Source organism: Flavobacterium luteum, assembly GCF_008806775.1.
Taxonomy (GTDB): domain Bacteria; phylum Bacteroidota; class Bacteroidia; order Flavobacteriales; family Flavobacteriaceae; genus Flavobacterium; species Flavobacterium luteum.
Genome location: NZ_WAEM01000004.1, coordinates 56,423 through 71,366, shown reverse-complemented (window position 1 = coordinate 71,366; position 14,944 = coordinate 56,423). Strand labels below are relative to the sequence as shown.

Sequence of the window (14,944 nt, the reverse complement as noted above, 5' to 3'; positions counted from 1 at the left end):
TGATTGTATTTTATTAATTCATAACAATTGAATACAAAATCTCCATTAAATACATAAATAATCGATGAAATGAATGTTAAAAATTTGAATTAAAAATCAGATATACAGCCTATTACGTTATAGTTTTAAATATACTTTCTAAAAGGTGCAATTCGTCGAGTTTTATGGCTAGTTACCTAATAAATTATTTAAAATCTTCAAATAAAAATACTTTTGTACATAGTTAAATAATTTCTGATTCGGTTCAGCTAAATTATTAAAAGGACTCTGATTGAATCAGAATAAATTTAAATCAATTCTTCAATATACATAAGAAAGAGATTATGGAAAAGGAACTAGAATATTCAAAATTAAGCCTAGTCTTATTTTTTATAACGTTTTTGTTTTTTACAAATATTATAGTTGCTCAAAAAACAAGTACTGGAAGTACTGATTGGAATGTTGCAAGCACTTGGTCTCCAGCGGGAGTACCAGGCCCACTAGAGGCGGTTATCATTAGACCAGGCGACATAGTTACTGTTAACACAACACCCATAAATGCTGTTGCTTCATTGTATTTCAATAATACGGATACTGCGCTTTCAGGTATAACAGTCGCTTTAGGATCAACTTTAACGGTTACTGGAGCTGTTGCATTATTAAACTCATCAACAACGTTTACTAATGCTTCTATTAGTGGTTTAGGCACCTTGCTTTGTGGATCACTAAATGTAGGTGTCCCAACTGTTACAAGTACTGTCAACAATTTAAAAAACACACTTACAATAAGCATAAGTACTTTGACTGTGAGTGGAGATATTACCTCTAACAACGATGACCCTGGTGGCAAATCTTCTCAACCCGTTTGGAATATTAATAGCCCCTGCAATCTTTCTGCAAATTCAATTATTTTTTCTCATACTGGAAGTGCTTCAGCTGGGCAAACTTTAAGTAATTTTAATGTTGGAGCTAATGTTACAGTAACATTAGCAGCAGCCGTGCCGATTGTAGTAGATTATAATATTAATAATTTTAGAAGTAGTATGATTACAGTTGCTGTGGATCCAACTTCTACCTTTAACTTTTGTGGCACTAGTGTTCCTCCTACTAGTATTTCAAACTCTGGGGGAACTACTCATTCAAACTTGTCAATAACATACGGATTAACTAATACTGGAAATGGCATTACATTGACCTCTGGAGCAGGAACTAATTCTCCAACAACACCCGTGACAATCCCAATGTTGAATATCACTTTCGCTACGACTGGAGCAACTGGGGCAACTTTTAGTGGGCTACCTCTAGGAGTAATTGGAACTTGGGCATCAGGTGCAGTTACAATTAGTGGAACACCAACAACCGTTGGGGTCTATAATTATACGGTTACCACAATAGCTGCTGGCGGATGCGCTCAAAAATCTGCTAGCGGAACAATAACAACCTATGTTTGCCCCACTTTCAGTTTATTAAGTACAACTTCATCAAGCGTTAATGTTTGTTTGGGCTCATCTTCTCTTGTTACATTGACCGCTACAGCAGCAGGACTTCCTGTAGGTTCTTATATAGTCTCTTATGAAATACAAGGTGTTCCACAAACTCCATCACCTATGATAGTTACTACTGCTGGAATTGGGTCTTTTGTAGATAGTGGATTTACAAGTATTGGGACTAGAACTATAACAATTACTAATATAGCCTCAGGACTTTGCTCTTCAGCTATTAATACGAATAATATTGATACTGTTACTGTTGTTGCTTCATTAGCTGCTCCTACGGCTTCAGCAGGATCTGGAGCGACTTGCACACAAATTACCGCCAATTGGCAACCAATGGCTGATGCTACTTACTATGAATTGGATGTTTCTACCTCTAGTACATTTGCCAGTTTTGTGACAGGGTATAATGCCTTAAATGTTGGTTTAATTACTTCATCTGACATTATTGGGTTGTCTCCCGGGACAACATACTTTTACAGAGTTAGAGCTTTTAATGGGCTTTGTATTAGTGCTAATTCTTTAACAATAACTTATGCAACAGCTGGTACACCAAATGTACCGAGCGGTTTAACAACCGTTAGTAGAGGGTGTGATGAACTTAAGATAAGTTGGACAGCGGGTAGTGGAGCAACAAACTATGAAGTTCAATGGTCTACAGATAATTTTGCAACTATTTTAGGAACTGCAACTGGAATAACTGTTCTAAACTATACAATAACAGGATTAAATACTTCTCAGCCATACAAGTATAGAGTTCGTTCAGTGAATGGATGTAATCAAAGTTCATATATAACAAGTGCTAATATTTCCCTTGTCAATTCTCTTCCAGGACAACCAGGTGCTATTACTATCCCCGCTAGTCCAGGAACCTTTTGCAATCAATTTACAATTAATTGGGGAACAGCTTCTCAAGCTATTAGCTATAAAGTAGAATGGGCTACAAATTCAACATTTACAACTGGTTTTAGCTCAGTAACCGGCATAACAGGATTAACATATACAATTACAGGATTGACAGCTTCAACTGGATATTATTTTAGAGTATTTGCTGAAAATGGTTGTGGATTTGGAGTCGTTCGTAATGGCACGGGTTCACCTAATATTACAACTTTAACTGCTTCACCCCTTGCTCCAACAGGCGTAACAACATCTTCAATTTTATGTAGTCAATTTACCATGTCTTGGGGGACTTCTGCAGGTGCCATAAGCTATACAGTAGAACGTGCTTTAGACAGCGGTTTTACTGCTGGTTTAGTTACTGTAACAGGAGTTTTATCATCACCTTATATTTTTACAGGATTGAGTTCAGGAACTGTTTACTATTATCGAGTTAGAGCAGTCAGTTGTAGTTCCAGTATTAATGTGCCAGCAGTTCCATCGTTTGTAACAACTTTAGCAACTTTACCCTCAACTCCAACAATTTCTGCTTCAGGACCATTAACTTTTTGTCAAACAGATAGTGTTACTTTAGGCTCTACAGTTATAGGAAACAGTTATCAATGGTATTTGAATGGTAATGCTATTAGTGGAGAAACTCTTCAATTCCTATTTGTAAGTACTCTTGGAAATTATACCGTACAAGTTATTAATACAGGAGGTTGTCAAAGTGCTCCATCGTTACCAGCGACAGTAGCCTTACAAGGTTTGCCAACCGCTACTGCTGGAGGAAGTCAGACCATATGTTCTAATGGTGTTGCAATTATTAGTGGCGCTACAGCAACAAACGGTACTATATTATGGACAGAAAATGGAGCGGGTTTAATTACATCAGGAGCTACAACACTTACGCCCACCTATACTCCAGCGGCTGGTGATATCGGAAATATAGTAACCTTGACCATGACGGTAACCAGCAACAATACCTGTGCCCCACAAATAGAAACGGATACTTATAGTATTGCAGTAACTCCTGCAATTGCTGCACCAACAATTAGTACAATTACACAACCCATGAGTTGTTCTTTAGCTACTGGTAGTGTACTTTTAATTAATTTACCAGCAGGTGGAATTATAAATCCTGGAAACATTTCTTATTTAGGAACGAGTTGTACCATTTCAGGATTAACCCCTAGTATATATAATTACACCATAACAAGTGGTTCTTGTACCTCTCCAACTTCGGCAGATGTTCTGATAAACCCTGTTACTTTAATAGATAATATTTGGAAAACTTCAGGTTGGTCCAGAGGATTTCCACCTTCTAGTGATACAGAAAGAATTATTTTTGAAGCACCTTCATTTAGTTCGACTGTAGATTTAAAAGGTTGTTCTTGCCAAGTTAATTCTGGCACATCTGTAACAATAAATTCTGGTCACAACTTAACATTAACTAATGAAATAACTGTATATGGAACATTAACTTTAGAAAATAATGCCAGTTTAATCCAAATAAATGATAATGTCATAAATTCAGGAGACATTAACGTAAAACGCACTTCTAGACCGATGTATCGTTGGGATTATGTGTATCATGGTTCGCCAGTTGCTGGTAATATTTTCAGTCAAATACCCATTCAGTATGATTTAAAATATAAATATGTTACCAACAAAACCTTTACTGGAATTTGGACTCCGTTAACTGCTACTGTTGAAGGTGAAGGTTTTATTACAAGAGTAAGAAATATAACGCCATTTAACGTTAATCCTACTCCAATTGATTTCATCTATACTGGCGTTCCCAATAACGGACTTATATCTACATCTGGCACAACATTTAATGGAGGAGCTACAACCGCTTATGGTAATTCTAAAGTACTTGCAAATCCTTACCCTTGTGCTTTAGATGCTAAATTATTTTTAGACGACCCAAATAATAAACTCTATGTAGGTGGTACAATTTATTTATGGACTTCGACGACAGTATATTCAGGTACAGGGGCCTATAATGTTTCTGATTATATTCCTTGGAATAAAACTGGTAGCACAATTGGGATTCCTCCGCCAGGAATTTCATTCGATGGAAAAATTGCTTCTGGACAAGGTTTTATGGTGCAAATGATTGCTGATGGCCCTATCAATTTCAAAAATTATATGAGAATAAAAGATTTTAATTCGAATTTTTTACGGGTTTCTAATCATTCAATAGCTGAAGTATCTGAAAGCCATAGAATTTGGTTGAACATGACAAATGAAACATCGTTCCGACAAACTTTAATAGGATATGTTGATGGCGCTACAAATAGTGATGATAGAAGTTATGATGGTTTGACGATTACGAACTCAAAAATTGATCTCTATTCTATAGTAGACGAAAAAGCACTAAACATTCAAGGAAGAGCTTTACCTTTTAATGAAAATGACATCGTAAATTTAGGTTATAAATCGGCTACCTTAGGTAAATTAACTATTGCTATAGGCCATGTTGATGGTTTATTCTCAGAAAATCAAGAAATCTATCTTGAAGATAAAGTTTTGAATAGTATTCATAACCTGAAACAAAGTCCATATGAGTTTACATCTGAGGTAGGTACATTTAATAATCGTTTTATAATACGTTATACCAACCCAACATTGGGAGTTACAAATCAAAATATAAAAATAGGTATAAATGCATTTATAAAAAATAAAAAAATTGCCATTCAAGCACCTTTAAATATTATAAGTATTTCGATTTTTGATTTAACAGGGAAATTAATTAAAACGAATACTCCTAAAGAATCTCTTAAACATTTTGAAGATGATTTTCTTTTTGCTGAAGGCATTTATTTAGCTAAAATTCAATTAGAAGATGATTCCATAGTGACTAAAAAATTGATTCGTTAAAAACAAGAGTCTGATTTTTCATATCCTATTTTTAAAGCATTTAAGAAAATTCGCTTTCCTGTCTAATTTGTTGAATTATTCTTAAAGAAAAAACACAAACCCCTCTTTTAAATTAAAATAAAATAAAAATGAGTGCTTTTATCGATTATTTTGGTTTTTAATCTAATTGTTAAGAAATACATGTATAAGTTAAACATCTTTTTTAAAAAATATTTGAATATTTACACTTAAATTTTTAATTATTAAGATTTTAGTTATGGTTGAAAAATACTATTTCACACATTTTTTTAATTTATTAACAAAATATAAATTAAAAAAATTAACCTTCAATACCACCTCCACAAAGACTATTTCACACAGTTTAGTTTTATGTATTATTATTTTAGTGCCTTTTTTGTATACCAATTATTCTTATTCACAATCTACATTTGTTACTTCTGGAACTTGGATTTGTCCACAAGGGGTTACTTCAATTCAAGTTGAAGCTTGGGGCGGCGGTGGCGGTGGTGGCGGTGCTTCAAACACAACTAATTACAGAGGAGCTGGTGGTGGTGGTGGTGCTTACCAAAAATTAACATCATTACCCGTATTAGCTGGACAATCCTATACCGTTACAATAGGCAGTGGGGGAATCGCTGGAACAATAACTGCTAATGGAGGTGCTGGAGGAAATTCAACATTTATGCTTGGAGCTTCCACATTATTAACGGCAAATGGTGGTGGTGGTGGACAAACACAGACCTCTTCTACTATTCCTATTGCTGGAGTTGGTGGAACAGGAACCTTTATCGGTGGAAATGGTTTTATTGGAACTACATCCACTGGCGGCGGCGGCGGCGGTAGTGCAGGAACTTCGACTAATGGAAATAGTGCCATAAATGCTACTGGAGGAGTATCTGGGACTGGAGGTACAGGAACGGGAGGTAATGGAGGCGCCTGCGGAGGCGGTGCTGGTGGAGAGGGATGTCCTGGTGCCAATTACGGTGGTGCTGGTGGTGGGGGAAATAAAAATAAAATTGGTGGAGCAGGAGCTAGTGGATATGTTAAAATAACCTTTACTTGTCCCATAAATACAATAGCGGCAGCTGGATCAGATCAAACTTTGATTGGTTGTTCAACAACATCAACCTTAGCGGGCAATACCCCAACTTATGGAACTGGAACTTGGACACTAGTTTCAGGAACTGCGACTATAAATTCTCCAAATTCACCAACATCAACAATAACAGGACTGACAATTGGAAGTTCTGCGATATTACGTTGGACTATAGATAATGGAAGATGTGGAAGTACTTTTGATGATGTTGTCATTACTTCTCCTATAGGTGCTGGTTGTTGGACTTATTGTGCTGCAACAGCAACAAATGTTTACGCCATATCTTCAGTAAGTCTTAACTCGATAAACAATGCAGTTGTAGGCACAACGGGATATGAAAACTTCACTTCAATTTCAACAAATTTAACAGCTGGCTATAGTTATACAATCACTGTTTCTATAGTTGGAGTCAACTTGAATACACATTATACAAGTGTTTGGTTCGATTGGAATAACAATGGAATATTTGATATATCCGAAGAAACGCAATTAGGAACTAATAACACGGCTACTAATGCTTTTACAACAACAATTAATGTTCCAATAACTGCATTTATTGGAGCTACAAGAATGAGAGTCATTAATAGAATATTGACAGGATATGCTCCTGCGTGTGGAACAATAACTTATGGTCAAATAGAAGATTACACACTGAATATTATTGCACCACCATCATGCACAACTCCTACTGCACAAGCAACTGCATTGGTTTTGTCTCCTAGCGGAACATCGTTAGCAGGAAGTTTTACGGCTGCATCCCCTGCCCCGAACAATTATTTAGTAGTTATTAATACTACAGGAACAACTCCCACTCCTACAAATGGAGCTACATATACAATAGGTAGTGCAATAACTGGTGGTACTGTAGTTGACGTTGATTCTGACACTAGTTTTGTAGCAAACGGATTGACAGTTTCTACTGCGTATTACATTTTTGTTTTTTCATTTAATTCTTTATGTACCGGCGTTCCTTTATACCTTAATACAAGTCCATTAAATAGCACAACTACAACATTATCAACGAGCTATTGCATTCCAACAGGAAATTTAGATTGTACAACTAATGGTGATTATATTGGTAATGTAACCATAAATACTCTAAATAACAGTAGTACCTGCTCTCCAGGAGGCTATATTAATTATTCAGCAACTTTAAGTCAAACAACAACATTAATTAGAGGAAATACTTTTAATTTAAATATTGGAACAGGTCCGGGAAATAAAAAACACGGTGCAGCTGTTTGGTTTGATTTTAACAAAGATGGAGATTTTATTGATGCTGGAGAATATTTTTTAATAGGAAATAATATTATTGCGAGCTCCACCAATACCATTGCTATAACAATTCCAGTGGGAGCAACATTAGGCGCAACAAGAATGAGAGTTCGTTATGGTCAAAAAATAACTGTGACTTCAAGTATGCCCTGTACTATGTCAGGATCTTTTGGGGAAACAGAGGATTATACAATCACAATAGCTGATCCAATAGCATGTGTTGCTCCAACTGCTCAGCCAACCTCTCTAATTTTAAGTTCAACGGGAACAACGATTTCTGGAAGCTTTACTCCTATGTCACCAGCACCAAATAATTATTTAGTAGTTATCAATACAAGTGGAACTACTCCTTCACCTTCAAATGGAACCAATTATACCATTGGAAGTGCATTAACTGGCGGCACAGTTGTTGATAATGATTCAAACACTACTTTCATTGCATCTTCATTGACCATTTCTACCACATATTATTTCTTTATTTTCTCATACAACTCCATTTGTACTGGTGGAACAAAATACAATCTCCTCAGTCCATTAACTGGCAATGTTGCTACTATTGCATCCAATTATTGTACCGCTTCGGTTACTAATGGTAGAGAAGATGACAACTATTTATCAGAAGTTAATTTTATTGGAACATTAAATGACATTTCTAATTTTTCAACATTCTCTGGCAGTCCCTTGGGTTATCAAGATTTTACAGGTTTAACAAATATATCTAGACAATCTCAAGGTGAAGGAGTTAATGTTTCTATTCAGGCACTTTTCTCTTCTTATACAAAAGCCTGGGTAGACTGGAATAAAGATGGTGATTTTGACGACACGTTGCCAACAAAAGAGTTAGTTTATGATTCAGGAACAATATCAACGGGTTCGACTACATTTGGTTTCGTTATCCCTCTGGGACAAGCTTTAGGAAGTTATAGAATTCGCATTCGAGTAGATGCAAGTGCTGGAGGATCCCCAACTTTTTTAGCTTGTGGAAATATTAATAATGGAGGAGAAACAGAAGATTATTTATTTACTGTAGTACCTAGTTGTAATTCTCAGATATCAAGTATTACTGATGGTAAAACTTGTGGTAGTGGTATAGTAGTTCTAAATGCAACAAGCTCAGTAGTTGTACCAGCAGTTTCAGAATTTAGATGGTATTCTTCTCCAACCGGATCAACACTTGTAGGCACAACGCCAAATGGAACTTGGACAACACCATCTGTAAATTCTACAACTACCTATTATGTAACAGCTTTTAATGGTTGCGAGTCTTTAGTTCGAACCCCAATTAATGCAATTGTTAACCCTGTACCCAATGTTTCTTTTGCTCCTTCAAACCCAATTTCATGTGGAGAAGATGTTGGAGTTCAATTATCTGCAACTGGGGATTTGGAAGAAGCTTATTTGATTAATGAAAAGTTCAATAGCGGATTAGGATCGTTTACAAACACTAACATAACTACTAGTGTTCGTGATGCTGATACTGCTTGGCAAAACAGAACGAGCACATACATTCCTACTGCTATTTCTGGTGTAAACACATGGTATCCAGCCATTTCTTCAGGAATAAACGGCAATAAATTTGCAATGGCAACATCTGATTTTGCAAATGCCATACCTTTCGTTCACAACCAAATAGCTTCATCAACTGTAAGCACATTAAACTTTATCAATTTAAGTTTAAGTATACGGTTGTATTATTCAAGATATTTTAAAGACGGTGATTACCCCGCAGAAGAATACATTACTATTGATGTTTCTACTAACAATGGAGCAAACTGGATAGAAATAAAACGATTTACAGAAGATATTGGTATTGGAACCCGATTTGAAACTCTTTCTTATGATTTATCCTCTTATGTCGGTGTTAGTCAATTTAAAGTTCGAGTGAAATATTTCAATAATAATTGGTGTGACGGAATTGCTCTAGATGATATTAAACTATTTGGTAATCGACCAAATGTCGATTTTAACTGGACAACTACTATTCCAGCATTTACTGATGCTCCTTGTACTATTGCTTATGATTCTAATAATACAGCATCGACAATATATGTAAAACCAACATTTGCACAATTAGAACTTGGAAGTTTTAATTTCACTGTTAATGCACTATTAGATAATGGTTGTACAAAATCGCAAGTGATTACTGTAACTAATAATTCTAAAGTTTGGCAAGGAGGAAGTTCTGTTTGGGATGATAATAATAATTGGAAACCAATTGGAAAACCAACTTCTAGCAACTGTATTATTATTCCAGATACAGCAATCGACCCAATTATTTCAGGAACAAGTTATAATGCTTTCGGAAAGAATATTACTATTAAAAGCGGAGCTGTTTTGACAATTAATACAGATAACAATATTTCAATAACCGACGAAGTTGTAGTTAAAACTGGGGGGATATTTGACCTTAAAAATAGCGCTAGTCTAGTACAAATAAACGATAACGCTATTAATTCGGGAGATGTAATAGTAAAACGAACTTCTAGACCTATGTTCAGATGGGATTATGTATATCATGGTTCTCCAATAGCGGGAAATATTATTAGTCAGATACCTATTCAGTATGATTTAAAATATAAATATGTAACTAATAAAACCATTACTGGTGTTTGGACTCCATTAACGACAACTACTGCAGGTGAAGGATTTATAACAAGAGTTAAAAACATAGCCCCATATAATGTTACTCCAACAACAATTGATTTTACCTATACTGGAGTTCCTAATAATGGGATTATATCTACTTCTGGCACAACTTATGACGGCGGAATTACTACCGCATTTGGCAATTCTAAATTACTTGCAAATCCTTACCCATGTGCCGTTGATGCTACATTATTTTTAGACGATCCAGCTAATAAACTTTATGTAGGCGGCACTATTTATTTATGGACATCAACAACGGTATATTCAGGTACTGGCTCTTATAATGTAGGCGATTATGTGACTTGGAATAAAACGGGAGGTACATTAGGACTACCTCCTCCTGGATTGAGTTTTAATGGAACAATAGCTTCTGGACAGGGTTTTATGGTACAAATGATAGCTGATGGACCAATTGTTTTTAAAAATTATATGCGTACAGCCAATTTTAATAATGCTTTTTATCGGCTTTCTAAAAACAATACTGTTTCAGAAAAAGAGGAAAGTCACAGAATTTGGTTGAATATTTCAAACAGCAATGCTTTCCGTCAAACTTTAGTAGGGTATATAGATGGAGCAACTAATGAAGAAGATAGAAGTTTTGATGGAATGACTATTTCAAATTCTAAAACTGATTTATATTCTATACTTGATGAAAAATTATTAAATATTCAGGGGAGAGCTTTACCATTTGACGAAAATGATAGTATAAATCTAGGGTATAAAACTGGCTCTGCCGGAAATCAAACTATAGCTATAGATCATGTTGATGGAATTTTTACTAGAAACCAAGGAGTATATCTAGAAGATAAAGTTTTGAATACTATACATAATCTGAAAAATAATCCATATGAATTTACTTCTGGGATTGGAACATTTAATAATCGTTTTATATTACGTTATACTAACCCAACATTAGGAGTTGCAAATCAAAATATAAAAACAGGTATAAATGCATTTATAAAAAATAAAAAAATTACCATCCAAGCAACTTCAAATATTATAAGCATTTCGATTTTTGATTTAACCGGAAAATTAATTAAAACGAAAACTCCTAAAGAATCTCTTAAACAATTTGAGGATGATTTTCTTTTTGCTGAAGGAATTTATTTAGCAAAGATTAAATTAGATAATAATTCAATAGTTACTAAAAAATTGATTAATTGAAAATAAAACAAAAAAATCCGTTTCAATAAATTTTTGAAACGGATTTTTTAATTTGAAGAAATATTAGTTAACTATTTTACCAAAGTCATTTCATCGACAATATGTTTTGCACCTGAGAAATTCTCAATTACCCATAACACATAACGAATATCAACATTAATAGTTCTTTGTAGTTTATCATCAAAAATGACATCACCTGCCATGGCTTCAATATTTCCATCAAAAGCTAAACCTATCAATTCCCCTTTACCATTTAATACTGGCGACCCTGAATTTCCTCCTGTAATATCATTGTCTGTTAAAAAATTCACATGCATCGAGCCGTCTTTGTCAGCAAATCTTCCGTAGTCTCTATTTTTATTCATTTCAATTACTCGAATAGGCATATCAAATTCCTCATCGCCTTTTTTGTATTTTTTAACCATCCCATCCATTGTAGTATAGTTGTTAATTTTGGCGTCATTTCTCTTATCAGCTGGCAAAGCACGTACTTTTCCATACGTTAATCGCAAGGTTGAATTTGCATCTGGATATTTAATTGTTCCAATTTTTGATTCTCTTAATCCTTCTACCAATAAACGAAACCCAGCACCATAATCATTTTGCGCTTTAGCAATTGCATCTGATTTAGAATTTATATGGGTAATCATATCATTTGACAAGGTGTAAATAGGGTCGTTATCTAAAACCGACTGCATTGGATAGTCTAGAAACGCTTTTATTTTATCAATAGATGTCAAAATACTCATATCGATAGCAGCACTTGCATATTTTGTAAAATCGTTGTTGTTTTCTTTTGCTAATTTATCTACCATTGGTGCTAATGCATATCCTGTAGCTTTTGTTGTATATAATTTTAATTGTGCTGCCAATAAATCTTTCTCTGCAGGAATATAGAGTTCTTTAAAAATTTCTTCAGCACCTGCAAGAATATCGGGAGCCATATCTTTTCGCTTCGCATTATCAGCTTTAGCATAAGTATCTAATTGTTTTCCTATTGTTCTACCAATTGTTCCAAAAGCAGTGGTTCTAAACAATTGTTGCAAATAATTATCGTGACGGGCTTTCTCGTTGGTAATGCTATAAAAAGTATTTATGTTATTTATTACATTACCATATTTTGCTTTGTTTTCAGGTTTATTGGCCCATTTGTTAAACTTTGCTTCTTGAGCTGCTTTCGATTTTGAAGTTCCAAACTTAGTTAACGCATCAATCATACCTTGACGGTTTTTCCAATAGTTGGCCACTGAAGCATATTTAGAAGCATATACCAATCTCAAAGCATCACTTTGATCCATATATTTCTTCATATTGTCCATTCCTGTTTTAGCACCTTCAACCCAAGCAGGATAAGAAAATTTTACATTTTGCTCTATTCCACCTGCTGGCATCCATCTGTTAGTTCTTCCCGGATAGCCTAAAATCATGGCAAAATCGCCTTCTTTTACTCCGCCCAAATTTACTGGCAAATAATGTTTTGGGATTAAAGGCACATTGTTTTCAGAATACTCAGCGGGATTACCGTCCTTGTCGGCATAAATTCTAAACATTGAAAAATCTGCGGTGTGGCGAGGCCATTCCCAGTTGTCTGTATCGCCACCAAACTTTCCTAAACTCTCTGGCGGCACTCCTACTAAACGAACATCTTTATAATCTTGATATACAAAATAGTAATACTCATTTCCTTGAAAAAAGGAACGAACAGAAACGGTATATTTTCCGCCCTCGTTATTTTCTTTTTCAATCAATGCAATTTCTTGATTTACTGCTTTTTCTCGCTCTAACTCAGTCATTTTATCATTTAATTTTGATAAAATTCGTTTAGAAACATCGTCCATTCTGACAAAGAAACGAACATATAAACTTGATGGTTTTTTTTCTGCTTTACGATTTTCTGCCCAATAGCCATCTTTCAAATAGTTCTTGTCTGCAGTAGATAACTCAGCAACTGCGTCATAACCACAATGATGATTCGTTAAAACCAAACCATCTTTAGAAATTAATTCAGCAGTACAACCCCCATTGAATTGTACAATAGCGTCTTTCAAACTGTGATTGTTAATGCTGTAAATTTCTTGGGCTGTTAGTTGCAACCCCATTTTTTGCATGTCTCTGTGATTCAAGCGTTCTAAAAACATTAGAAACCACATTCCCTCGTCGGCTTTCATACTCATAGGTAAAAGCATGATTCCTGTAATAAGAGATAAAATAATTTTCTTCATTTGAAAAGTTATAAAAGTTAATAGATTTAGTTTACTAGTGTAAATAAAGTGCAAATTGTTACATTTATTTAAAATAATAACACTAATTGTTAGAAGTGTAAAAATAAATTATTTCAGCAATAAAGAGCACTAAATAGTAATAAAACTATAACACAATAGTGAATTTTAACTTTATTTTGATGTTTTTACAAAAAAAACGTCCCAAAGGGACGCTTAAAATATTTCAGAAGTTATCTAATTTTCTGTATTTAACATATTCCATAATTTATCTTTTAACTCTGTTAAACCCTGCTGAGCAACAGAAGAAATAAACAAATATGGAATATTTTTGAAATCTTTATCCAGTTGTATTTTTAATTCTAATTTTAATTCATCATCAAGCATATCACATTTAGAAATAACTAACATTCGTTCTTTGTCGAGCATTTCTGGGTTGTATTTCTTTAATTCATTTACTAAAATATCATATTCCGCTTTGATATCTGGTGTGTCAACTGGAACTAAAAATAACAAGGTGGAGTTTCTTTCTATATGTCGAAGAAAATAATGTCCTAAGCCTTTTCCTTCAGCAGCTCCTTCTATAATTCCAGGAATATCAGCAATTACAAACGATTGAAAATCTCTATAAGCTACAATTCCTAAATTGGGTTTTAAAGTTGTAAAAGGATAATCAGCAATTTTAGGTTTGGCAGACGTTAAAACGGAAAGTAAAGTCGATTTTCCTGCATTTGGAAATCCTACTAAGCCTACATCAGCTAAAACCTTTAGTTCTAAAATCATATCGATTTCCTCGGATGGTAAGCCAGGTTGAGAATATCGTGGTGTTTGGTTGGTAGAACTTCTAAAATGCCAGTTCCCTAACCCTCCTTTTCCGCCTTGTGCAACAATTCGCTTTTCTCCATGCGCCGTGATTTCGAACAAAATTTCATTGCTTTCCTTGTCTCTTACCACTGTTCCTAACGGCACTTCAATAAACTTATCCTCTCCATCGGCTCCTGTACTTCTATCACCACCACCATCGCCGCCATGGCCTGCTTTTACATGTCGAGCAAATTTTAGATGAAACAATGTCCAAAGACTTTTATTGCCAACTAAATACACGTGTCCTCCACGCCCACCATCTCCACCGTCTGGGCCTCCTTTTTCTATAAATTTTTCTCGATGTAAATGCGTAGAACCTTTTCCTCCTTTTCCAGATGAAACATATATTTTTACGTAATCTACAAAATTGCCTTCTGTCATTCTAATTTTAAATTTTAGATTTTAGATTTTAGATTTTAATGCAAAACTGCGACTGAAACCTA

At 34.7% G+C, this 14,944-nt stretch carries 4 protein-coding genes; 2 read left to right on the top strand and 2 right to left on the bottom strand.

The annotated features are described in order from the left end of the window. The first annotated feature begins 323 nt into the window (after positions 1-323). Both F6464_RS09395 and F6464_RS09390 read left to right on the top strand, forming a co-directional pair. Entirely contained in the window at positions 324-5,237 is a 4,914-nt protein-coding gene (locus F6464_RS09395) for a fibronectin type III domain-containing protein (RefSeq protein WP_151107557.1), read from the top strand. A gap of 256 nt (positions 5,238-5,493) precedes the next feature. Further along, positions 5,494-11,418: a GEVED domain-containing protein gene (locus F6464_RS09390; RefSeq protein WP_151107556.1), complete on the top strand. Its 5,925-nt coding sequence runs from the start codon at positions 5,494-5,496 to the stop codon at positions 11,416-11,418. Positions 11,419-11,489: 71 nt separating this feature from the next. Here F6464_RS09390 and F6464_RS09385 read toward each other — a convergent pair whose 3' ends face one another. Together F6464_RS09385 and obgE are read right to left on the bottom strand one after the other, a co-directional pair. Next, on the bottom strand, positions 11,490-13,640 hold the full coding sequence (locus F6464_RS09385) for a S46 family peptidase (RefSeq protein WP_151107555.1): 2,151 nt from the start codon (positions 13,638-13,640) through the stop codon (positions 11,490-11,492). A gap of 234 nt (positions 13,641-13,874) precedes the next feature. Next, a complete protein-coding gene (obgE, locus tag F6464_RS09380) occupies positions 13,875-14,882 on the bottom strand; it encodes a GTPase ObgE (RefSeq protein WP_151107554.1) in 1,008 nt (335 codons plus the stop codon). Positions 14,883-14,944: the final 62 nt, after the last annotated feature.

Excerpts from the sequence above, each read along its gene's own strand:
- F6464_RS09395 (WP_151107557.1), top strand. The coding sequence starts at position 324 with ATGGAAAAGGAACTAGAATATTCAAAATTAAGCCTAGTCTTATTTTTT.
- F6464_RS09390 (WP_151107556.1), top strand. The coding sequence starts at position 5,494 with ATGGTTGAAAAATACTATTTCACACATTTTTTTAATTTATTAACAAAA.
- F6464_RS09385 (WP_151107555.1), bottom strand. The coding sequence starts at position 13,640 with ATGAAGAAAATTATTTTATCTCTTATTACAGGAATCATGCTTTTACCT.
- obgE (WP_151107554.1), bottom strand. The coding sequence starts at position 14,882 with ATGACAGAAGGCAATTTTGTAGATTACGTAAAAATATATGTTTCATCT.